The organism is Synechococcus sp. PCC 7502 (assembly GCF_000317085.1).
Lineage (GTDB): Bacteria > Cyanobacteriota > Cyanobacteriia > Pseudanabaenales > Pseudanabaenaceae > PCC-7502.
In genome coordinates this window covers 1,278,937-1,302,198 of record NC_019702.1, presented here as the reverse complement: position 1 = coordinate 1,302,198, position 23,262 = coordinate 1,278,937, and the positions used below count along the sequence as shown (strand labels likewise).

Below are 23,262 nucleotides of genomic sequence, written 5' to 3'. Positions count from 1 at the left end.
CAAAAATTAAGAGCTAGATTCAGCATCGACTTCAGCCTGGAGTTTAGCGAGTTCTTCGGGAGACATTTCTGCTAGCTGTTTTTTTAGAACTGCGGTTTTGTAGTCACTTAATTGCTGGTTATAGGTCATAGTTTGGGTCACTGCTCTATAGATGTAGGTAGCAACCCATAGGATTATGCCCGCCACTAAAACCACTTGGCTCCAGATGCCTGCATTTTCGCTACTGAGTCCATAGACCTGTAAACCCCAAAAAGCTAGACCACCGAGGGCAAAAAAAGCAATAGTAATAGCGATCGCATCAATTCGCCGCATGATTAACCTAGTTTTCTGAGTTCAGGGCGAAAATTGACCAATGGCGATAACAGCAATAAACCGGGAAAGAAAAAGAAGACGGTAAAGCAGATAAATACCCTTTCCCACGACCCAGTTAAATACCAACGAGCTTTGAAGTAATAAAGCAAAATGAAGGGTATGACGACAAGGTATGCGCCCGCGATCGCTCCGTAAACTAGAAATCCAGATTCGAGTAGTGATGTAATAATTTCCACGGTTCTACAGTATGTAAATTAAGCTTTTGGTTTAATCTTAGCAAAAATACTCAAACTAACCGCAATCTGGTTTTTGAAAAGCAATTGAATTAATTAATGATTCAAATAGAGTCCTGCCTTCGGTCGAACCTAGCTGTAAGTCTGTGGCACGCTCAGGATGGGGCATCATGCCGAGAACATTACCCGCACGGTTACAAATACCAGCAATATTATTGACTGAGCCATTGGGATTAGAGTCCGTTGTCATCTTGCCAAAAGCATCACAATATCGCCAAACAACTTGATTATGTGCCTCTAACTCCGCTAAGGTTTCTGGATCGGCATAGTAGCAGCCTTCTCCGTGGGCGATCGGTAAATTAATAATCTCTTGATGTTGATACTGATGTGTCCAGACTAGATCATTACGTTCTAGTTTTAGAGGAATGCGATCGCATACAAAGCTTAAACCCTTATTTCTGACCAATGCTCCCGGTAATAAGCCCGCCTCAGTTAAGACTTGAAATCCATTACAAATACCTAAAACATATTTACCTTGCTCCGAATGATTTTTGACCGCCTGCATTACTGGTGCAAACCTAGCGATCGCCCCACAACGTAGATAGTCACCATAGCTAAATCCCCCTGGGATCACGATTACATCTATGTCGCTAATATCAGTTTCTTGGCACCAAATCATCCGAGTTGGTTGACGTAAAATTTGATTAGTTGCCATGACAATATCGCGATCGCAATTGGAACCAGGAAATACAACTACGCCAAACTTCATGACCCTGACCTCGGATTTATACTAGTTCATCATATATTATTCAGGCTCTAGGCGATGAATCTTAATCCGATCAAGGCGAGGTCCATCCATAGCAGCGATCGTAATTTGGAGATTTTTATAAACAAAGGTTTCCTCAAGATGGGGAATTTTTTGAAAGTGATAGGTTATAAATCCACCTAAGGTTTGATATTCGTCAATGAGAGGTAAATTCAAATCCAAGACATCATTAAGTTCTTCGACGCTTACTTGAGCTTGAACTAGGGAAGTGCGATCATCCAAAATTTTAATGTCGGGAATTGCACTAGCAGGTGGTTCATTGAAACTCCCCACAATTTCTGCCACAATATCCTCAAGGGTCACAAGTCCAGCCGTGCCACCAAATTCATCAACCACAATGACAATAGACTGTTGCGATCGCTGCATTTGGGGTAAAAGTTCACCTAAATAAATCTCTTGAGATACAAACCGCACTGGACGAATAAACTCGGTGAGGTCTTGATCTAGCTTTAATTCGCCATTACCAAGTTTGCCAATGATTTCCTTAATTTGCACAATCCCCCGAATATCATCTAAGGATTCTCCTGCGACGGGGTAACGCGAGTGATTACAAGCATTAACTACTGCCAATAGGTCTTTAACTGTACTGTTAAACTCCACCCACTGCATACTTGTACGAGGTACCATGATCTCCCCTGCGGTGACTTCTCCAAATTCAAATACATTTTTTAGCAACTCCCGTTCTTCAGCTTCTAAGCCCACAGATTCGCTAGAAGTAGTAATAATCATTTGGAGTTCTTCGGCACTGACAGCACTGTACCAAGACTTAGAGGTATATTCAATTCGAGCAATTTTGAGTAGTAATCTCGTGGATTGATTCAGCACCCATAGAAAGGGACTAAAAATGTTAGCGATCGCCTCACTGGGTTTAGCTAACCACAATGCCATTCTTTCTGAGTTCATTAAGGTAACTGACTTAGGGACTAATTCACCCAGAACTATTTGTAAATACACTACTAACAAAAAAGCGATCGGTGCTGCTAAGGAATTAGATAAATTGGTAGGTAAAAGTTGATTCAGCCATCCTTGGGTAGCGATCGCCATCACATCCTTCCCCAACCAGCCCAAACCAATACTAGATAAAGTAATCCCTAACTGGGTCGAAGATAAGAACCTGTCAATATGTCTTTGCAGTCTCTGCACAACCAACGCATTACCTGAACCAGATTCTACCAACTGATGAATACGCGATCGCCGCACCGACACAATCGCAAACTCGGCAGCAACAAAATAGGCATTTACGGCAACTAGGGTTAGCATCATGCCCACATAGCCCACTAAATCAACCTGTGAATCAACTTGCATAGAAGAAGTCACAATTGGGGTCATAAGCAAACGGGGAAGATCATCCATTAGTCGTGGATTAGTTGTTCTTAGGCGAAGTGAATTTAACTGCTGATAATCTTTAAATAGGCTAGGGGATAGGAGGAGTTAGCTTAGGTTTAGGGCTTAGGGTAAGGTTTTTACTACCAAGGGGAACAGGGTTAACACCTTCTAAAGACTTTTTACCAAAATTAAAACCAAATATGCCACCAATTAAACTAGAAATTATCATTAAAATTAGTAAAATTGGTATATATCCTAAGGATTTTTTTTCCTTAGACTTAGAATTAATATCTGAACTCTTGTCAGTCATTAAAATTTAGGTATGATCACACACTTACAATATAATAAAAGACTGATAAAAAGCTGAGAAATTAAGTTTTAGTTTTATTACCTGGGTTGGCTGACTGGTAAAGCAAACGACTCATAATCGTTGATATGTTGGTTCAATTCCAATACCCAGGATTCAAGAATAAATAATTTATGAATAATTCTTCAGTCTCAACACTCAAACTTAAATTTGCTGAAGAATTTAGCCTGTTGGTACGAGCAAAATATCCAATTATTTATGTTCTAACCGAAGAAGAAGAGCGAGCAGAAAAAGTTATTATCCAAGTTGCTAAGGAATGTAACCCAATTAGAGAAGTCTTTTGGTACGACCTCATTAAAGGTTTTGAGCATGATGGTAAGGCTAAAAGCAACTTTTTGCAGGCATTAGAAAAAGTCGAACAAGATTCCTCCACAGCCATTTATGTAATTCGAGATTTACATCATCGCCTTGGGGAGAAAAAATTTGATGAGCAGATTGTCCGTCAACTTCGTAATCTTTATAAACATCTTCGCGGTACCCGTAAAACTTTAGTACTATTAAGTCCAGTTTTAGAACTACCCGCCGAACTGCAGGAACAAATTACGGTTATTAATATGCCATTGCCCGACTCTAGCGAGATTAGATTGGCAATTAAGCAAGCAATTCCCGATGTCCAAATTCGTTTGCATGATCAGGAGATGAATCAGCTGATTAAAGCGGCTTTGGGTTTAACTCGCGATCGCATTATAAATACCCTTGCTAAATCCATAGTCCAAAAACAGTATATTACTGCCGCAGACATTGATCTGGTCTTAGCAGAAAAACAACAACGTATCCGTCAAACGGAATTCTTAGAATTTTTTACACCCCAAGAAACCCTCGATCATATAGGCGGCTTGGATAATTTCAAATATTGGCTAGTGCAGAGACAACTGGCTTTTTCCGATGCTGCGCGAGATTTTGGCTTACCCCATCCTAAAGGGGTTTTATTAATGGGTATTCAAGGAACAGGTAAAAGTCTTTGTGCTAAGGCGATCGCCCATCTGTGGAATTTACCCCTATTACGTTTAGATGTGGGCAAGTTATTTGGCAGCTTATTGGGACAGTCAGAAAGTCGCACCCGCCAAACTATTCAACAGGCAGAGGCAATTTCCCCTTGCATCCTCTGGATTGATGAAATAGATAAAGCATTTGGTGGTATTTCTGGCATTTCTATGGATTCGGGTACCAGTCAAAGGGTATTTGCCACACTTCTGACTTGGATGCAGGAAAAGACCAGTTCTGTCTTTATTGTGGCAACTGCGAATAACATTCATGTCTTACCGCCAGAGCTATTACGGAAGGGGAGGTTTGATGAGATTTTTTTTATTAATCTTCCCAATTATGAAGAACGTAAGCAAATCCTGAAGGTGCATTTACAGCGATTTCGTCCAGACTCAGTAGCCTTTGATTTGGATGCCATAGCCCAGATTACCGAGGACTTTAGTGGGGCGGAAATTGAGCAGGCAATTATCGAAGGAATGTACTCTGCCTTTAACCAAAGTCGCGACCTCACCACACAGGATATAGTATTAGCAGTAAAAAATACATTTCCCCTAGCTAGTACCGCTCGTGAGCAAATCAATTACATGAAAGCTTGGGCAGAACAAGGACGTGCGCGCAGTGCCTGTGGGGTCAGTAATGGTACTGATATTACGGGTATCACTACTTCTATATCCTAGATTATTGGTATGCCTGAGTCAGCGATCGCTACTATAGTATATGTACAACTCAACTATACAAAACTTTACAAAACTCTGAATCTTTAAACTATGGCTATAAAAAATGAAGACCCTAAAAGCACCCGATCTCGCATCATTGGTAATGTGCTATTACTAGTGGGCGGCGGTTTACTTTTACTTAATTTCCTGTTTCCCCTGTTTGTTGCCCCTCAGGTTGCCCAAGTTCCTTACAGTCTATTTATTCACCAAGTACAGGCTCATCAGGTGGCAAGGGCATCCATTGGGCAAAACCAAATTACCTACCAATTAAAAGAGAATGACCCCGCAAATCCTAGCTCTATCCTGACAACCACTCCAATTTTTGACTTAGAACTACCGAAAGTTTTACAGGAAAATGGTGTAGAGTTTGCGGCGGCTCCAGTTAAAAATAATAATAGTTGGTTTGGAACTTTGATCAGTTGGGTGATTCCTCCCTTAATTTTTGTCGGAATTTTTCAGCTATTTGGTAGGTTTGGTGGCGGTGCTGGTGGGGCGGGACTACAAATTGGTAAGAGTAAAGCTAAGGCATACGTCCCTGGAAATTCTTCTAAGGTACTTTTTAATGATGTAGCTGGAGTAGATGAAGCTAAAACCGAACTGGTTGAGGTGGTTGAGTTCCTCAAAACCCCAGAGAAGTTTACCCGCATTGGTGCCAAAATCCCCAAAGGCGTATTGCTAGTTGGACCACCTGGAACTGGTAAAACCCTCTTAGCAAAGGCGGTAGCAGGGGAAGCTGGGGTACCTTTCTTTAGTATTTCTGGTTCAGAATTTGTAGAGTTATTTGTTGGGGTAGGTTCATCTCGGGTGAGAGACCTATTTGAGCAGGCTAAAAAGCAGTCCCCTTGTATTGTATTTATTGATGAGTTGGATGCGATCGGTAAATCTCGCTCTAATAATTCCATGTTTGGTGGTAACGATGAAAGGGAACAAACCCTTAACCAATTACTCACCGAAATGGACGGATTTACCGATGACGGTACCACTGTGATCGTATTGGCAGCAACTAACCGCCCTGAAACCCTTGATCCAGCTTTATTACGTCCGGGTAGATTTGATCGCCAAGTCTTAGTTGATCGTCCAGACAAAATTGGGCGGGAAGCGATCCTGCAAATTCACGCCAAAAAAGTAGTTCTTGATCCTGAAGTGGATTTAAAGCTAATTGCCACGAGAACTTCGGGGTTTGCTGGGGCAGATTTAGCAAACTTAGTCAATGAAGCCGCATTATTAGCAGCCCGTGAAGGACGCAATGCCGTTAAAACTAAAGACTTTGCGGAAGCAGTAGAAAGAGTTGTAGCGGGTCTAGAAAAGAAAAGCCGAGTTCTAAATGATCATGAGAAAAAAATTGTTGCCTATCATGAAGTCGGACATGCCCTAGTTGGAGCCTTAACGCCAGGTAGCGGAAAAGTTGAAAAAATATCAATTATTCCCCGTGGCATGGCAGCTTTGGGTTATACCCTGCAAGTTCCAACTGAAGATCGGTTTCTGCTCAGTAAAGAAGAGATTCAAGCGCAAATTGCCACTTTATTAGGTGGGCGATCGGCTGAAGAAGTGATTTTTGGTAGCATTACCACTGGGGCAGCTAACGACCTGCAAAGAGCAACAGAACTAGCAGAGCAAATGGTAACTAGCTATGGCATGAGCAGTGTCTTAGGTCCTTTGGCATACCAGAAGAAGAATAATGACTTTTTAGGTGGAGGTATGAATGGAGGACGTAGCCTTAGTGCAAATACCTCAGAACTAATCGATCAAGAGATTAAAGATATTGTGGAAAAGGCACACGATCGCGCATTGGCAATCCTAAATCACAACCGATCGCTCCTAGAAAGCATTTCCGAAAAACTTTTGGAATCGGAAGTTATTGAAGGGGATTTGCTGCAATCATACTTAACCCAAGTAGTGGCTCCTTAATTTCTCAAACTTCCATATACTTTCTATTTGTCCGTATTTTGGATTGTTATGGGGCATAGCACACTTGAAGAATGCAACAATTTCAGGTGTGCTTTTGGTCACTAGTTGTCGTGATAACATAGATTAGGTTCATCTACTCATCGGGCAACACTCAACATATAGAGCCTGTTTCATATCTATTATGAGCAAGATGTATGATGCTTAGAAAATGCTAAATCCATACTCAAGTAGCCTAACAGATAAAGAATGGGAAATTATAGAACCATTGCTCCCAAAGAAAAAGCAAACTAGACCGCCAACTTGGACAAAAAGACAAATTTTAGACGGCATACTCTACCAACTCAAAAACGGTTGTAATTGGCGAGATATGCCCCGAGACTTACCACCATTCTCTACAGTCTATCGATACTACAAGGAGTGGAAAGATACAGGTACATTTACTGCGATTATGGAAACCTTGCATTCAACAGCCCGTGAACAGTCAAAAAAAATCAAAATGGACAACTTTAATCATCATTGACTCACAAGCAGTGAAAAATACTTGTAATGCAAGTATAGAATCCAAGGGCTTCTGCTCCTACAAAGCAACTAACGGGATCAAAAGACATTTAGCCGTTGACATACTGGGATTTCCTTTTTCACCTATTTAACAAGAGCAAATGTATCAGATGACCAAGGACTGATTGAGATGTTAACGATTAACATTGATTACTTCAAATCGAACCAGATGACATTACGCTAACTACGATATTGCTGGATAGTGGTTATCATATCGAGAAACTGATCCAAGAACTAGAGAAGATATATCCTGAGATTATGACTAAGATTAGGTTTGAAATTTCTCCTAAGGTATCAAAGCAACAGAAGGCAGAAAAAGGTCTGTCTGGGTTTGTAGTTGTGCCGACAAGGTGGGTAATTGAAAGGTCAAATGCTTGGGTTGAAAGATGCAAAATCTTAGTTAAGAACTTTGAGAGAACTCTCGTTAATGCTACAGCTAAACTCAATCTTTGCTTTATTCGTTTGATGCTAAAAAGAATTGCTACTCATGAGATATGAAACAGGCTCTATACAAAAGTGTGGAAAAATCTGTAACATTTGCTGAAGTTTTTACAGGCAGTCATTTTTACACCATAAAGGATAAAGCCCAAAAGCCTTGGCAAATGGATATACTACACATATCTGACGCACTACTAATATTTTTATTCCCTGCATTTTGCAAATAATCTTAATAATTGTCTGAAGCCATAATGAATAATTGTCAATAGGTTACAATGGGCGATCGCTGTTGGATTAATAATTAAATTGATAACTGATATTTGACTATGGCTCCCATCCCCAAATTATTGATTGCCAACCGCGGCGAGATTGCCCTGCGCATAATTAGAACCTGCGAAGAACTAGGTATTGCTACAGTTGCCGTACATTCTACTGCTGACCTTAAATCCCTCCATGTGCAACTTGCTACCGAATCTGTATGTATTGGTGATCCACCCAGTAATAGAAGCTATCTCAATATTCCTAATATTATTGCTGCTGCCCTCTCCCATAATGCCACCGCCATTCACCCCGGCTATGGGTTTTTGTCTGAAAGTGCTAAATTCGCCGAGATTTGTGCTGACCATAAATTAATTTTTATTGGACCTAGCCCCGCTTCAATTAGGGCAATGGGGGATAAATCCACAGCTAAAAAAACTATGCAACGGGCAGGTGTCCCCACAATTCCTGGCAGTGATGGGTTGATTGAGTCTGAAGACCAAGCATTAAAAGTTGCCGAAAGGGTAGGCTATCCCGTGATGGTTAAGGCAACTGCGGGTGGAGGTGGTCGAGGGATGCGCTATTGTTCCAGCCCCAGTGAATTGCTGAGACTATTAAAAGCGGCTCAGGGTGAAGCAGAAGCAGCCTTTGGTAATGCGGGAGTCTATATTGAAAAAATCATTGAAGAACCCCGTCATATTGAGTTTCAAATATTGGCAGACAGCTATGGTAATGTGATTCACCTTGGGGAAAGAGATTGCTCAATTCAACGTCGTCACCAAAAGCTATTAGAAGAAGCTCCGAGTTTTGCCTTGAATCCCAAATTGCGGGCGCAGATGGGTCATGCGGCGGTTAAAGCGGCTCAGGTTATTAATTATGTCGGTGTGGGTACTGTGGAATTTTTGCTGGATAAGTACGGCAAGTTTTACTTTATGGAAATGAATACCCGCATTCAGGTGGAACATCCTGTCACAGAGATGATTACAGGCATTGATCTAATTGCAGAGCAGTTACGGGTGGCGATGGGAGAAAAGCTCAGATTAACGCAAAAAGATGTAATTTTAACTGGTCATGCGATCGAATGTCGGATTAATGCCGAAGACCCCGATCATAATTTCCGTCCCCATCCTGGGAGAATTAGTGGCTATTTACCGCCGGGGGGGCCTGGGGTGAGAATGGATTCCCATGTTTATACTGACTATGACATTCCTCCCTATTATGATTCTTTAATTGGCAAGTTAATTGTCTGGGGAAGCGATCGCCCCGCCGCCATCAGAAGAATGAAACGGGCATTAATGGAATGTGCCATTACGGGGGTACCAACTACGATTAGTTTCCACCAAAAAATTCTGGATGATGATGCCTTTCAAAAGGGCAAGGTATTTACAAACTATGTGCAACTGCTGATGGAAAGACTAGGGTAGGTATTATTAAAAGTGGAAATTATTGATCGGGCGATCGCCGATTTAAATCCGATATTTACCCAAATTGACCTGCAAATCAAACATAATCTCCGTAAGGTTTTGCAAGTATTTCGGGATCATAAAGTCGGCACGCATCATTTTTCTAGTGTTTCTGGCTATGGACATCATGATTTAGGTCGTGAAGTAATTGATGCTGTCTTTGCTCAAGTGCTAGGGGCGGAATCTGCTGCGATAAGAGTCCAGTTTGTATCAGGAACCCATGCGATCGCCTGCTGTTTATTCGGAATTCTTCGCCCTGGGGATGAATTACTTTCCCTTGTCGGGGCGCCCTACGATACCCTTGAAGAAGTAATCGGACAGCATGGCTCTGGACAGGGTTCTCTGCGGGAATTTGGGATTAGCTATAGACAAGTCGATCTCACAGAATCGGGAGAAGTTGATTGGGATGCAGTGGCGATCGCCGTTAAGCCAGAAACTAAAATGGTATTAATTCAGCGATCGTGTGGTTATGCTTGGCGATCAAGTTTATCGATTCCTGAAATTGAGCGCATTATCAAATTAGTAAAACAGCAAAATCCCAATGTTGTCTGCTTTGTAGATAACTGCTATGGTGAATTTGTGGCTGATTTTGAACCAACCCAAGTCGGCGCAGATTTAATAGCTGGATCATTAATTAAAAATCTTGGTGGTACTATTGCCACTGCAGGTGGATATATTGCAGGCAGGCATGAGTATGTGGAAGCTGCTAGTTGTCGACTCACAGCACCAGGAATTGGCACTTCAGGGGGAGCAACCCTAGATCAAAATCGCCTATTTTTGCAAGGGCTTTTCCTCGCTCCGCAAATGGTTGGTGAAGCAATCAAATCTTCCCATTTAGCCTCATATATTTTTGATGCTTTGGGATATAAGGTTAATCCTTCGCCTTTTACGCCCCGCCGTGATGTAATTCAAGCGATTCAATTAGGTAGTGCTGAAAAAATTATTCAAGTATGTCGGGCAATTCAAAGATATTCACCCATAGATTCCTATGTCGATCCAGTCCCTGGTAATATGCCCGGCTATGTAAGTGAATTAGTAATGGCGGGTGGGACATTCATTGACGGTAGCACCTCTGAGCTTTCAGCCGATGCTCCGCTAAGAGAACCCTATACTATATTTATTCAAGGTGGTACCCATTGGACTCATCTGGCGATCGCTTTGGAAGAAGTAATTGCTAATCTTGGCTATGGTAATTCCTAGGGACTGCCCTATTAAATTCTCTGTTATCTATGATTCTTTTTTGGAGTTAACTTGTTTCACAATCCAGTAGCTAATCGATAGGGCAAATATGGCTAAGGCTAAGGAGGTTAAATCAGCACCTTGGGTTTTAGTATCAAAAATAATAATCTTACGGGCAACGGCTGTTAAAGAAGTAATAATTACTAGCTCTAGTTGAATGGAGTGATTGCGAAGGTAGGCAGTAATGTTCTCTAAAATTTCTAAGGCAACAAGAATATTTAAGAACAACCCAAAAACCTGAATTAGACTGACATTCAAGAATCCAAAAGGTGGACTTAGTATTTGTGTGGATAAAACTACGCACAATTCAATTACTGCAACTAGGGTAACAATTACCATTGCAATTGCTAATATCTTAGAAACTAGGTTCTCAACAAATTTAATAGCTTGAAGAAAACTGCGATCGCTACTAATCAGTTGCAAGAGCTTTGTCAGCATTTAGTTCTGCTATTACTTTAGATAATTATGAGAGTGCCTAGTAAATTGTATTGTAAACTTTATCGGCAGTTGATTATCTTAGTTGATTACGGAGAGCGATCGCACTTTTGAAATTAGGATTAAGTTTTAGGGTTTCATTAACTGCAGTACGAGCTTCAGGGTAACGCTTCATGGCGTATAGAGTCACACTTTTACCAAATAAAGATTCATAGGGTTCGACTCCACCCCGCAATGCTTCTCCAGCGATCGCCATATTAAATGCCTCGAGTGCTTCGGGATAACGATTCAAATCATAGAGAATTCTACCTGAGTTGTGCCAAGCTTCGGCAAAATCACTAGCAATATCTGTAGCTTTTCGATAGGAACTTAAAGCCATTTGCGGCTGCTTTAGTCGAGTATAGGCAATGCCTCGTTCAAACCATGAGTTATGCAGATTAGAGTCATACTTTAATGCTTGATCGTAGGCAGCGATCGCCTCTCTATACTTACCTAAACTAGAATAGACATTTCCCTTAGCATGCCAACCTTCAGCAAAATCGGGCTTAACCTGTATGGATTTATCAAAGGCATTCAGAGCCATCTCAGGATTCCCCTCATCCAAAAACCTCACCCCTTCATAATAAAAGGCATAACTTTCTTGATTAGCTACGGCAATATTGGGATTAGCTTGAATAATCTGGTTAGAACGATTAAATGCGACTCTAGCGTCTTTATATCTGCCGATGCGAGTATAGCCGATACCCTGCCCCTGCCAAAACAGAAAATCATCTTGGGCGATTTGTTCTCTGTATAGCAAGTTATAGGATAGCTGAGGGGCAAAGGCTGTAGCTTTGGTATAGGCATTGGACGCTTCACTATTACGACCTAAACGACGGAGATATACGCCACGATAAAACCACGCTGGTCCATAGCTACCATTGAGGCTAATAGCTTTATTAATACTCACTAGGGCATCCTCAGTTTTACCCAAGTCGCCTAAAGCGGTACCTTTATTGAACCAAAAAATATAATAATCCTGTGGTTGTAAGCGATTACTATTGCCTAAACGATTAATCCGATCAACTACCACGCCATCTCGGATTCCAATAGCTCGGTCATAGGCAGCGATCGCATCATCAAACCTTCTCAATCTTGCCAATGCTACTCCCAATCCATTCCATACCTGTGGGTCTTTTGTTGCACGGTCATCCCTAAGAGCTTGTCTAAAGCAATCAAGAGCCTCTTCATTATTATTCAAACGCAGTAGCCGACTCCCTCTGAGCTTATAATTGGCAGCTTGGGGTGGTAAAGAGCCAATGTTACACGCAATAACCGATTGACTATGTGCAATTGGAGGTATGTATAGTTCAGAAACTGTTAATAAAATTCCTGCGATCGCTAGTTTGAATAGTTTGGAGTTCATTAATTTATTGAATTGACTTATTGAGCTTCAGGGATTGAAAACTTAGAGGGGGGAGTAGGCTCTCTAACAGGCTGAGGAGCAGGTGTATAGGAATTGGTGGGTGGGGCAGTATATTCACTATCCACAATCGCTTTTGGTGGCACTATGGGTTTTGGTGCAGTAGCAGAAGCAATTTCAGTATTGGCTTTATCAGCGATCCACTGAGTTTTTCTTTGCCAATAGGGAGTGGCAATTTTTTTAGAAGCATTGAGGGCATTTTTCCAGTTTTTAGATTTGTAAGCAGAGTTTGCCTCATTAAAAGCTAGTTTATCCTGCTCCCATTGCTTTTGATACTTGACCAATACTGTATTAACTTTGTTCCGCAGAGGGCTACTTTCAGGTATTTGGGTGGCTAAGGTGGCAATATCATTGGGGTCTTCGCCACTGGCAATTTTTGCTTGGACTTGATCTAAAACCTGTACCTGTTGGAGTAATGCCTCTGCCTGTTGATCCTTAGCTTTATTCTCAGATTTATATTCAGAAAGTCCAGATGGAGAGGGAGCCGACACACTATCATTAACCTGATATAACTTATGCACGGCAATCCCACTAATTATTGCGAGTATAGTGATCGCTCCCCCAATTAATCTCCTATTAGTAACTTGATTAATAAATGTCTGGGCTTTTGTGGTTGTCAATGTTTCTGTGAGCGCAGTTGTGGAACTAGATTCAGCTATAGTTGGCTGTGAAGAGTTAGATATTTCTAGTTGCGTAGGTTGAGTTGAAGCAGATATTTCTATATCAGTGGTTAAGTTTTGATTTTGATTATTTAACAGTATGGCTGTGGATTGATTGCTTAAAGCTTTCTCATGGTTGGCGGAATAGTTACTGGAATTGTTTTGAGAAGCGATCGCTACAGATTCTAAATCCTTTAATACTGCTGTAGCAGAGGGATAACGTTGCCGAAAATCATAGCGCACCATCTTATCTAAAATGTTAGCTAAATCGGGGGAAATTTCCACCAAGTTAGACCACTCCAGTTCTAGGGTTTGGGGATTTTTTGGGATAAACTCTGGGTCTAAACCAGTCAGAGCTTGAATGGCAATTACCCCAACGGCATAAATATCGCTATTAACCTGAGGGTGTCCATTAGCTTGCTCACTGGGCATATAGCCAGATGTCCCAATCGTAATCGTGGATTTAGCCCGTTTAGAATTAGTAATGACTTGGGTGTAAATTTGCTTAACTGCGCCAAAATCAATTAAAACAATTTTTCCATCTTGATTACGCCGAATTAAGTTCTCAGGTTTGAGGTCTCGGTGAATTACCTTTTGCTCATGCACAAATTCAAGGATACCCAATATATCTTGGAGTAAATTAATCACCTGTGCTTGGCTCCACGGCTTACCATTAACTAGCTCTTGATCCAGTCCATGCCCTTCAATAAATTCTTGAACTAAGTAAAACTGTTGATCTTCTTCAAAATTGGCGAGTAGGCGAGGAATTTGGTCGTTATTACCTAGGCGATGAAGAACCTTTGCCTCGCTGTCAAATAGGCGACGGGCTATGTCTAAAATTTCAGGATCGGTTGATTGAGGTTTAAGATGCTTGACCACACAGCAGTGGTGATCGGGTAACTGTAAATCTTCTGCTAAATATGTTTCTCCAAATCCACCTGAGCCAAGGCGGCTAATGATGCTATACCGTCCACCTAGTTTTGTTTTTAGCATATTGTTTGTGGCATAAAAATTGTCAAGTCTGGTATGAACGAAGTTTGGTTTTGGTCAAGTCCAGTTTACTGTATCAATAACTCTGTAAAACTCCCTAGTGTATAACTTGCTCCATTGCCAGAAATTCAAATTACAATTCCAGTCCCAGAGTTTAAATAAAACTACGATAAACACTAGTTATTTAAGTACTATAATGATTTATATATTTAGCCCGTAATTTAACTATGCCCATAGCCCACAACATTACCGAATTGGTAGGACATACGCCCCTTGTGCAGCTAAATCGCATACCCCAATCGGAAGGATGTGTTGCCCAAATCGTGTTGAAGTTGGAAAGTATGAATCCCTCTGCCTCTGTGAAAGATCGGATTGGTGTAGCCATGATTAATGCCGCCGAAGAAAAGGGCTTAATTATCCCCACAAGAACAACTTTAGTTGAACCCACCTCAGGTAATACGGGAATCGCTTTAGCTATGGCAGCCGCCGCTAAGGGTTATGAACTAATATTGACTATGCCTGAGACTATGAGCCTTGAACGGAGGGCAATGTTACGAGGTTATGGGGCAAAGCTGGAACTAACTCCGGGTATAGAAGGAATGAGAGGAGCGATCGCCCGTGCTGAAGAAATAGCCCGCACCTTTCCCAATGCCTATATGTTGCAACAGTTTCGTAATCCTGCCAATCCTGAAATTCATCGTCTGACTACGGCGGTCGAAATCTGGGATGATGACAGATGGTAATGTTGACATTTTAATTGCTGGAGTTGGTACTGGTGGCACAATTACTGGAGTAGCACAGGGTATCAAACCCCTTAAGCCGAGTTTTCAAGCGATCGCTGTGGAACCAGTCAATAGTCAAGTCTTAGTAGGTGGTAATCCCGGTAGTCATAAGATTCAAGGCATCGGGGCGGGATTTGTGCCTGAAGTATTGCAGCAGAATTTAATTGATGAGGTTATTGCGATTTCCGATGATGAGGCGATCGTCTATGGACGCAGATTGGTAAGTGAGGAAGGTTTACTGTCAGGGATTTCTTCGGGGGCAGCGTTAGCAGCAGCAATTAAAGTAGGGAAACGTCCACAAAATGCTGGCAAGTTAATAGTTGTAGTGCAACCTAGCTTTGGCGAAAGATATTTAAGTACTGCCTTATTTGAAGACCCCAGATATATTGCCGTTTCCACTCACTCTTAATTCATCCCAATAACCCATGCTAGATAACCTTATTGCGGATTTTCGGGTGATATTTGAGCGTGATCCTGCGGCTCGATCTAGCTTAGAAGTATTGCTATGTTACCCCGGCTTTCATGTCCTTGCGGTTCATCGTCTTTGTCATTGGCTTTACCTGATTAATATTCCTGTACTACCAAGATTTATCGCCTACATTGTGCGTTTTTTCACGGGAGTAGAAATTCATCCGGGGGCAAAAATTGGCAAGGGTGTATTTATCGATCATGGGGTTGGGGTGGTAATTGGTGAAACTGCCATAATTGGCGGCTATGCCTTAATTTATCAGGGTGTAACCTTGGGTGGCACAGGTAAAGAGGTGGGTAAGCGGCATCCTAGTATTGGCGAAAATGTCATATTAGGAGCAGGGGCAAAGATATTAGGAAATATTGAAATTGGCGATCGCTCTTGTATTGGGGCAGGTTCTGTGGTGTTGCAAAGCATTCCTCCCGACTGCACGGTGGTGGGGGTACCAGGGAGGATTGTGCGCGATCGCAAGTTGGATGATGTGAATATTAATAAGATGCCTGATCCTGAAGCGGAAATTATTAAAATTCTCTTCGAGCGGATCAAAGTTTTAGAAGGAGAGGCTGCTAGAGTTCCTGTGACCCTAGTTCTTAATGATATTCATGGTGATGGCAGAATAGCAGAAGATCAGAAGGAAAGAGCCATCTCTAATACCCAGATTCAAAGTTTTCTAGATGGGGCGGGAATCTAAAGTAAAAACTTGGTTTGAGTGGTGAAACCTAAATTTAGCCAGTTCGCTGGGCGTATAGCCAGATGTATTATATCAACTGCCATAAAACGGAGGTAAGTTGAAACCTACCTCCCAAATTTTCTTTCTTTAATAAGAACTATCTTTTTGCCATTTTTTTCTTAGCTTGCTTAAATGCCCAAACTGCTCCCATAGCACCTAAACCTAAAGCAGGATCAAACTCAAAAGGGACAGCCGTTGTAGTTACCAATTCGGCGTTGCTGATCTTAAGTGCAGAAGTAACGTTATTATCACCAATATCGACTACTCCTAGTCCCACGGTATAGGTACCAGATTTAGTAAAGGTATAGCTGAAGGGGGTAGTCCCCGTTTCATTGGCAAAGAAACTAGAGGAATTAAGCGCATTAGACACATCAGCCAATGTGATTACCGAGCCATTGACAAGTAAGAAAGAATAGTCGATGTTCAATAAATCATTGGTGAGGAAGTTATAGTCAAAGGTTAATTTATCCCCACCATTGGCATTAAAGGTGAATTTTAGTGCCGAACCTTCATAGGCAAAATCAGATGTATCTAGGGATGTAGCACTAAGACCTAAAAAATCTTGCAAAGTTGTGCTAAAAAAGGCATCGGTGGCTGGGACGGTTCCAGTAAAGCTAAATGTGCCATTATTAGCGGGAAAGTCGTCAGAATTTAAACCATCCGTGGATAGGTTAGCACTTCCTACGCTTGGCGTAGTTACATCGCCAGATGACGACCAAGTTGAAAAGTTAATTCCCACAGCATAGGAAGGATTAGCAGCGATCGCTAAGTTTATAAAACCCAGGGCAGCAGACATCAAGACTGAGGTTTTCGGCATTGTTGAAGTTTTCATGGATAGTTAAAAATAAAGTTAAATTACTGGTGGCGAACTAGAATACAAAATTGCTGGAACTGGCTAATGTAGTCGAGTTAACTTTTTGAACGGTAACCAGTGGGGCAGAGCGGAACGCTGAACCTGCAAAACCATCTAGGTCAATCAATACATTAGTATCATTACCTGAAGTTCCAAAGCTTAAATAGCCTTGGCTTATAGCATTTGTATAGTTCAATCCGCTTAATCCTGCACTTTGGAATAGTGAAGTGAGAACAATCTGATCGGCTCCAGAAGTAAAGTCGGTAATCGTATCTTTACCATCTTTAGTACTTGTAAACACAAACTTATCGCTGCCAAGACCACCCGTAAGCGTATCTGCCCCTTGATAGCCCGTAATAATATCGTTGCCAGAAGTACCGATAAGGGTGTCACGTCCTGGCGTTCCGTTAATTAGGTTTGAGGCTATGTTAAACCGAGCCAAGATGGGGTCGTGGTCGCTAGTCTGACTGGCAAATTCAGAATTGACGTGAACCACATCAACTCCATCTAAGTTATTGACAAGATTGCCGCTTGCAAGAATGTGATCCAAATCTTGAGAATTACCTTCAAAAACGTAATCGTACTGTTCGTTAGCGGGTAGAGTTGAAACTAGATCGGTCAGTCCAGCACTCTTAAGTATGTTTAAGGGGTTGGAGAAACTGAAATCATTCAAGTCTCCTGCAACTATGACATTGGCATTGGGATTGACATTCAAAATATCTCTGACAAAGTTTTTGACGATAGTTGCCTGTTGATTGCGCTGGACTTCGCTGCTTAGTACTGGCGGCTGATTGGGTCCGTATAAAGGTTGGTCACCACCTTTGGAATTAAAGTGGTTGTCAATGACATAAACACTTTGACCATTAAAGGTGAATTGACCGACTAGAGGTTTGCGACTGGAATCAAAAGCAGAGTTGGTAGGATCGATCAATCCAGAGGATGCAGAGAGGGTGGGAACTCCAGATACGTTGGTTACAGTGGTGTTAGAGGTTGATGTACCGCCAGCAATATCCACGAAAGAGACTCGATTGGGATTAAACAGGAAAGCTGGGCGAATATTTCCACCTGGTTCGCCGCCATTGGTACCATCAACTGGATTGACTTGTCTGAATTGGTAAGTAGGTCCGCCAGCAGCAGCGATCGCATTGATTAGAGTTTGTAGAGTTGTACTCGCATCGACAACGCCGTTGTTGGTAGCCCCATTATTATCTTGAATCTCCTGCAAATTAATAATGTCAGGGGATTTGAGATTGTTAACAATCTGAGATGCCAAAGCATTGAATTTAGCTGCACCGTCGCCTATGTCGAGATTCTCGACGTTGAATGTAGCTACTGTCAGTTGATTGGCAGTGGGAGCGAGGTTGGTTACTTCCTTTTGTAATGTGCTGGGGGTAGCCACAGATAGGGATGTTGGCAATACCTCAAAGTTACTAAAGCTATAGTCAACTACTCCCGTAATCGTATTGAAGGTGGTTCCTAGGTTAAGATTTGCCGTGCTACCAGAGGTTAAAAGAGCAGGATCAATTTGAATGCGCTCGGGATTAAAGTCATTGGCACTTAAACCTATACCTCCTCGAGCGGTTTTTCCTGTCGCATTTGCTCCATTGTCAGACAATACCCAGATTTCCCCAAAATTATTAGTTGGGCTAACGGATACGGCATTATTGATCTGTACCCGCATACCTTCAAGACTCTCATAGAAGTCGATACCGTCTTGGGCGGGATCGAATATGCCAGAGGTTTCGACATTGGTGGCATCGTTTTCAATTACCGATGTGGGAATTGTGCGACCGCCATTGCCTAAAATTGTTGCCGTGGGTAAGGCATTGCCGCTAGAGAGTTTGGTTATGGATGGGCTAGTAATTTCTGTGGTTGTGAGGTTATTGGCATTGTTACCGGGACGAAACTCGGATACTTTACCGTTTACTAATATAGAGTCACCTATTGCTACTGTAGGAGCAGAGGAAGTGAAGACAAAAATAGCTTCAGAGGTAGCATCGTTATTGTCAGGGTTGGGGTCTTGGAAGTAGAAGCCATTACTTCTAAGTGCCGTAACAATTCCCGCCACGCCTGTAACGTTTTGACCGACCAGGGGAGAGATGTGAGCAGCACCTTGGATATCGTGAATGGCAACCTGAGGAGCCCCGATAGTAACGATTTCGCTGCGAGACTTTTGGAAGTTAGGCTTATCGGGTATATCGCTGCCAGCTAATCCAGTATTGTAAAAATCAGTAGTACCGTTATCAACCAACAGTTGAATTTGAGAATTACTGTCTAGGTTATCTGGAACGGAAACAATGGATTCAAAGCTTCCACCAGAATTAAGGGCAGTTAGGTTTGCACTTCTCAAAACAGGAGTATCGGCAGCATTACCTGTCCAAGTATAGAGGCGGAAGTCGAAGGGTGGGACTCCCGTAGCATCACCTGCTGGTCCAGCAATGATTACATATTGGTTGTTAGCATTTTTAGCAATTTCGCGAATACCCCGTCCGCCTAAATCCAGTTGGATGGGTGCGCCAAAGGTGGCAGAACCTAGGGTACCGCCATTATTAGAACTTAAAAGAGAGGTAAAGTTGGTTACAGGAACAATTAAGGCTTTGGTGCGTCCAGAGGTTGGTTCTTGCGGAGCGCGGAAGGAAACGTAGGCTGTGATATTGTCTGGAGCAAAGACCAATCCTTCGATATTGTAACCATCAGACTGCTTAGAACCTACGCCAGAGGCGGCACTTGCATCAAGACCGAAGAAGTTTGCCCCTAAACCATGAACGTTGTTTTTATCCCAATTGATGATGTCTTCGCGGAGATAGTCGTACCTACCAGCAAAGCTAAGGGTCGTGTTCGCTCCTGAACCTGATATATCCGTGCCAAAAATGCGATCGCGATTGGGGCGGGAGTTGCCAGAGTCACTATTACTTTCAGAACCGAGCCAGAAAATGCGATTACCTAATTTAGCCGATGCTTCAATATCTACTTCACGGGGAATTCCACCAGAAAGGTCAGTTAAGCCCAAGGAAGAAGTAAAGTCAAAACTATTGAGGGGCAATCCAGAATTCTGGCGATCGTAGAGGCGTAGTCCTTGATTTTCATCGTCTGCAACCAACATATAGTTAGCATCAATGGCGATCGCCGTCGAAGCATTTGCAGCACCAGTTAAAAAGCGGGTTGTGGATGGATTAACAGAGGCAGCCGATGCAGCGTAGTTAATAATGTAGGTGCTGGTTTGGGCTCCATCGCTTACGGTGACAGTAATATTAGCAAGTCCTACACCAACGGGATTAATTTTAAGGTTGCGAGTTGCGCCAGTGCCAGTCAAGTTTGAAGTCAAGCTTGCATCGGTGACAACACTTTGATTATTGCTAGTTACAGTAACGGTGAGGTTGCCAACGGGAGTATCGGTATCGGCGATCGCAAAATCAATGCCGAAGTTTTTAGCTGGATCAGTGGGATCGTTAATGACACCGCTAACTAACCCTGAGCCAGAAACTGGTAATGAGTTCAAACTACCACCATCAAGGAAGTTAGTCGTTGTTGTCGTGTTTACCTGAATGGTTGGGGCGGCACCAGGTTGATCGTTATCCGTAATATTCGCCGTAACCGAGTTGATGGTGATGTTGTTGTAATTAGCATCGCTACTGGTAGTACTGAAAGTAATTGTGCCAGTGTGGTTTCCTTCAAATACGCTGTCATCCACAGCAGATACGGTGACGGTTTGGGGTGTAAACCAATTGGCAGAAGTAAATGTCAGAGTACTTGGATTGTTAGTTGTTTGCGTCCCACCATTAATAGCGATGGTGACATTACTGGCAGGCTGGGTTCTTAAAACGACATTGTAAGTATCTGTAGCCCCGCCCTCAGTAATGTTCGTGATTCCGCCAGATTGGAAGATATTGACACCAGCACTCAGGTTATAAACACCGGGGTTGCCAACATCCCCATTGGCTGAGGTTTGAGAATTTTGAGCATCATTGACAGCCGAAAGTTGCCAACTGGTATTAATGGTTGTGGGTTCAAGATTTGTGATGGGTGTCCAACCACTGAAACCTTGGGTGCGGATCGTACCTGCATAGGTCTGATCGCCGTAGGTGAGGCGATCAACAAGGTTGTTGCTAGCATCGTAAACGTTGATCTCGTCTGCACGCCCTAAGTTTTGGTTAAGTCCGCCAATCACCTTCACGGTATTGGGTAAATTCCAAGCGGTACGAAAAGCGGCGGCATCGCTCTCAGTCAGGATTACAGACTCTCCAGCTTGCACAATCCCAAAAGCGCTCAGCGAAAAGGAACCAGCTGTGCGTGAGTTATCATCAAAGCTCCAACCTGCAAAGTCTACGGTGCTAGTGCCAAGGTTCGTAAATTCGACAAATTCCCCGCCAGTACTGGATGGGTTGTACATATACTCAGTGATTTGAATGGCAGACTCGTTATCGGCGATCGCAATATTCTGAGTAGTTGTATTGCCTAAAGTGATGCCACCAGAAGGATTGCTGATCGTTAATATGGCAGTTTCCGTGCCTTCGATCGCTGCGTCATCAACAATGGTAAAGGTTACAGAGCCTTGGGTTTGACCATCGGGAATGGTAATTGTGGTATTGCTGAGGTTGTAATCGCCCGTACTGATCCCAGTTCCAGTAACACCTAAGTTAACAGTTTGAGCGCCTGTAACTGCACCAGAGGCAGTGGCGGTGACCGTGATTTGAGTTGTACCTGCTTCAGTACCAGCGTTAGAACTTACCGATAGGTTAACAGTGGGAGTTACTGCCCCAATAGTGAAAGTACCACTGAAATTGGTGGTGTCAGAATTGCTCTTAGTCCAGTTACTTGTGGTATTAATTGCAGTTCTAGCTTCTGCCACTGATGCAAAGGATGTTGGTCCCGTGTAACGGGCATTGTCAAACTCAGCCGACGTATTACCTACTGCTACTGCATTAACTCCATCTGTCAAACCCGTTGGTAAAGCAGTGGTATTAGAATCTGCTGCGTTGGCATCAAAGGTTGAACGATTGATAGTAACAGCAGCTAAAAAAGTGGGGTTAGTACTGGTTGTTGAACTGCCCGAACCAGTTAAGGTACCCTGAAATGCAATCAGCGAGTCCCCAGATGTTGATAATGCAAAGCTTGTACCACCACTAACATTCGTCCAGTTAGTGTTTGAGGTTCCGTCAATATATGTAATAACCGTTCCAACAGTTAAGGCTGAAGCTGCTACATATTGCAAAACCCCTTCGCCTGTCCGCAAAGAGCCAGAAGACAGAAAGCCATTGTCTGTGACATTAATAATAGTTCCAGCGTCAATATCTTTAAGGAGAACGAAGGAGAAGGTGTCGGGGTTATCTGCAATGAGACTGAGAAACGCAATATCGCCAGAAGAGAGAGTAGTTGCCATGGGTAGATTTGTAAGTGTCCGTTGGTAGGTTTTCTGTCAAGAGCAGAACGCAAGTACTATAAAATCTGCTTAAAATTGACGTAATTATTAAGAGCTTTATATTGAATGACAAAAAGAATTGTAAATGAACAATCTTGCCCATAAATTAAGGTGCCTTTAAGGTTTAGTAAAATTTAGTTTTCATCAAAGTTAGAAATTCTGCCCTCAAATTTACAAAATATTGACAGAGGGGTGCTTGAGGGCTACGCCCCCGATCGGAATCATAAATAATCTGCAACTAGTTCGGCGCACCTTCCACTTTCTTCTTGCTGGGGCGTTTGCGTTCCGATTTCTTCTTAAAACCGATCGCTTGAGCAGCATCACTATCCGAACCAAATTGTCCTTTTACCGATTCTTTCATAGCTAAAACGGCATTGTGAAAGTTCCATTCGGCTTGCTTACTCTTATCGGCGGCAGCTTTGAATAATGCTTGTTTTTCGGTTTCTTCACTTTGGCTTGCCAGCATTTCATTATATGCCTTTTGCAAAGCTTCAGGTGTGGCTTCGGGACGAGTAGTAACATAGCCTACAACGGTTTTGAGTCCATTGAATGAGTCGATGTCTTGCTTAATTGTGTTAGGTAAAATGCGACGAGAAGTATCTGGTACAGGCATATTGGTATTATTTTTAATAACAGTAATACTAGATTAGCAAATAATGTTTTTGGATAATTCGTAAATGCTTAATGATTGTCAAACAATCCTTCTGTAGTGCTTGCAAATACTATGCGATTACCAAACAATCCTTCTGTATTACTTGCAAATGCTATGCGATTAAAATATTTGGATCAAATAAGACTTTCAGCGTTGAGGCTACGCCCCTTGACCCATTTAATT

Annotated in this window: 19 protein-coding genes, 1 tRNA gene and 1 pseudogene; 10 read left to right on the top strand and 11 right to left on the bottom strand. The window is 42.4% G+C overall.

Features of this window, described 5'->3' with window-relative positions; translation table 11 throughout:
- Nucleotides 1–6 precede the first annotated feature (6 nt).
- The 5 genes from SYN7502_RS06265 to SYN7502_RS06250 all read right to left on the bottom strand — a co-directional run bounded on the left by SYN7502_RS06265 (nucleotide 7) and on the right by SYN7502_RS06250 (nucleotide 3,007).
- Complete coding sequence (locus SYN7502_RS06265; RefSeq protein ID WP_015168028.1) at nucleotides 7–312, bottom strand: DUF3007 family protein; 306 nt, start codon at nucleotides 310–312, stop codon at nucleotides 7–9.
- 2 nt (nucleotides 313–314) lie between these two features.
- Nucleotides 315–548 (bottom strand): NAD(P)H-quinone oxidoreductase subunit L, encoded by a 234-nt coding sequence (ndhL, locus tag SYN7502_RS18755; RefSeq protein ID WP_015168027.1) that lies wholly within the window; start codon nucleotides 546–548, stop codon nucleotides 315–317.
- Nucleotides 549–603: 55 nt separating this feature from the next.
- On the bottom strand, nucleotides 604–1,314 hold the full coding sequence (gene purQ / locus SYN7502_RS06260; protein ID WP_015168026.1) for a phosphoribosylformylglycinamidine synthase subunit PurQ: 711 nt from the start codon (nucleotides 1,312–1,314) through the stop codon (nucleotides 604–606).
- 36 nt (nucleotides 1,315–1,350) lie between these two features.
- Nucleotides 1,351–2,724, bottom strand: a complete 1,374-nt coding sequence (locus SYN7502_RS06255) for a hemolysin family protein (RefSeq protein WP_015168025.1) — start codon at nucleotides 2,722–2,724, stop codon at nucleotides 1,351–1,353.
- Between the two features lie 61 nt (nucleotides 2,725–2,785).
- Nucleotides 2,786–3,007, bottom strand: coding sequence for a hypothetical protein (locus tag SYN7502_RS06250; protein ID WP_015168024.1), 222 nt, complete (start codon nucleotides 3,005–3,007; stop codon nucleotides 2,786–2,788).
- 80 nt (nucleotides 3,008–3,087) lie between these two features.
- On the opposite strand from SYN7502_RS06250, the gene SYN7502_RS06245 reads away from it, so the two are divergent.
- The 8 genes from SYN7502_RS06245 (at nucleotide 3,088) to SYN7502_RS06215 (ending at nucleotide 10,589) form a co-directional block, all read left to right on the top strand.
- Nucleotides 3,088–3,159: transfer RNA gene (locus SYN7502_RS06245), tRNA-Ile, on the top strand.
- Between the two features lie 18 nt (nucleotides 3,160–3,177).
- On the top strand, nucleotides 3,178–4,725 hold the full coding sequence (locus SYN7502_RS06240) for an AAA family ATPase (protein ID WP_015168023.1): 1,548 nt from the start codon (nucleotides 3,178–3,180) through the stop codon (nucleotides 4,723–4,725).
- A 90-nt stretch (nucleotides 4,726–4,815) separates the two neighbouring features.
- Entirely contained in the window at nucleotides 4,816–6,672 is a 1,857-nt protein-coding gene (gene ftsH / locus SYN7502_RS06235; RefSeq protein WP_015168022.1) for an ATP-dependent zinc metalloprotease FtsH, read from the top strand.
- Between the two features lie 208 nt (nucleotides 6,673–6,880).
- Nucleotides 6,881–7,192 (top strand): transposase, encoded by a 312-nt coding sequence (locus SYN7502_RS06230; RefSeq protein WP_041429164.1) that lies wholly within the window; start codon nucleotides 6,881–6,883, stop codon nucleotides 7,190–7,192.
- Nucleotides 7,146–7,322: a hypothetical protein gene (locus SYN7502_RS21340; protein WP_371257807.1), complete on the top strand. Its 177-nt coding sequence runs from the start codon at nucleotides 7,146–7,148 to the stop codon at nucleotides 7,320–7,322. The genes SYN7502_RS06230 and SYN7502_RS21340 overlap by 47 nt, the downstream gene beginning before the upstream one ends.
- Nucleotides 7,323–7,422: 100 nt before the next feature.
- Nucleotides 7,423–7,728: a hypothetical protein gene (locus tag SYN7502_RS21335; protein WP_371257806.1), complete on the top strand. Its 306-nt coding sequence runs from the start codon at nucleotides 7,423–7,425 to the stop codon at nucleotides 7,726–7,728.
- Between the two features lie 266 nt (nucleotides 7,729–7,994).
- Nucleotides 7,995–9,350, top strand: coding sequence for an acetyl-CoA carboxylase biotin carboxylase subunit (accC, locus tag SYN7502_RS06220; RefSeq protein WP_015168020.1), 1,356 nt, complete (start codon nucleotides 7,995–7,997; stop codon nucleotides 9,348–9,350).
- 12 nt (nucleotides 9,351–9,362) lie between these two features.
- Entirely contained in the window at nucleotides 9,363–10,589 is a 1,227-nt protein-coding gene (locus SYN7502_RS06215) for a methionine gamma-lyase family protein (protein WP_015168019.1), read from the top strand.
- Between the two features lie 27 nt (nucleotides 10,590–10,616).
- On the opposite strand, the gene SYN7502_RS06210 is transcribed toward SYN7502_RS06215, so the two are convergent.
- The 3 genes from SYN7502_RS06210 to SYN7502_RS18195 all read right to left on the bottom strand — a co-directional run bounded on the left by SYN7502_RS06210 (nucleotide 10,617) and on the right by SYN7502_RS18195 (nucleotide 14,177).
- Nucleotides 10,617–11,066 carry a phosphate-starvation-inducible PsiE family protein gene (locus SYN7502_RS06210; RefSeq protein WP_015168018.1) on the bottom strand — a complete coding sequence of 150 codons (450 nt, stop codon included), beginning with the start codon at nucleotides 11,064–11,066 and terminating at the stop codon, nucleotides 10,617–10,619.
- A gap of 73 nt (nucleotides 11,067–11,139) precedes the next feature.
- Nucleotides 11,140–12,468, bottom strand: a complete 1,329-nt coding sequence (locus tag SYN7502_RS06205; RefSeq protein WP_015168017.1) for a tetratricopeptide repeat protein — start codon at nucleotides 12,466–12,468, stop codon at nucleotides 11,140–11,142.
- Between the two features lie 17 nt (nucleotides 12,469–12,485).
- Nucleotides 12,486–14,177 (bottom strand): serine/threonine-protein kinase, encoded by a 1,692-nt coding sequence (locus tag SYN7502_RS18195; RefSeq protein ID WP_015168016.1) that lies wholly within the window; start codon nucleotides 14,175–14,177, stop codon nucleotides 12,486–12,488.
- 224 nt (nucleotides 14,178–14,401) lie between these two features.
- Here SYN7502_RS18195 and cysK point away from each other — a divergent pair.
- Nucleotides 14,402–15,365: pseudogene (gene cysK, locus SYN7502_RS06195) on the top strand (cysteine synthase A).
- A gap of 16 nt (nucleotides 15,366–15,381) precedes the next feature.
- Nucleotides 15,382–16,116 (top strand): serine O-acetyltransferase, encoded by a 735-nt coding sequence (gene cysE, locus SYN7502_RS06190; RefSeq protein WP_015168015.1) that lies wholly within the window; start codon nucleotides 15,382–15,384, stop codon nucleotides 16,114–16,116.
- 136 nt (nucleotides 16,117–16,252) lie between these two features.
- Here cysE and SYN7502_RS06185 read toward each other — a convergent pair whose 3' ends face one another.
- The 3 genes from SYN7502_RS06185 to SYN7502_RS06175 form a co-directional block, all read right to left on the bottom strand.
- Complete coding sequence (locus tag SYN7502_RS06185; RefSeq protein WP_041429280.1) at nucleotides 16,253–16,987, bottom strand: PFE-CTERM domain-containing protein; 735 nt, start codon at nucleotides 16,985–16,987, stop codon at nucleotides 16,253–16,255.
- 37 nt (nucleotides 16,988–17,024) lie between these two features.
- Complete coding sequence (locus tag SYN7502_RS19275) at nucleotides 17,025–22,388, bottom strand: lamin tail domain-containing protein (RefSeq protein ID WP_015168013.1); 5,364 nt, start codon at nucleotides 22,386–22,388, stop codon at nucleotides 17,025–17,027.
- Nucleotides 22,389–22,665: 277 nt separating this feature from the next.
- Nucleotides 22,666–23,040 (bottom strand): hypothetical protein, encoded by a 375-nt coding sequence (locus SYN7502_RS06175; RefSeq protein ID WP_015168012.1) that lies wholly within the window; start codon nucleotides 23,038–23,040, stop codon nucleotides 22,666–22,668.
- Nucleotides 23,041–23,262: the final 222 nt, after the last annotated feature.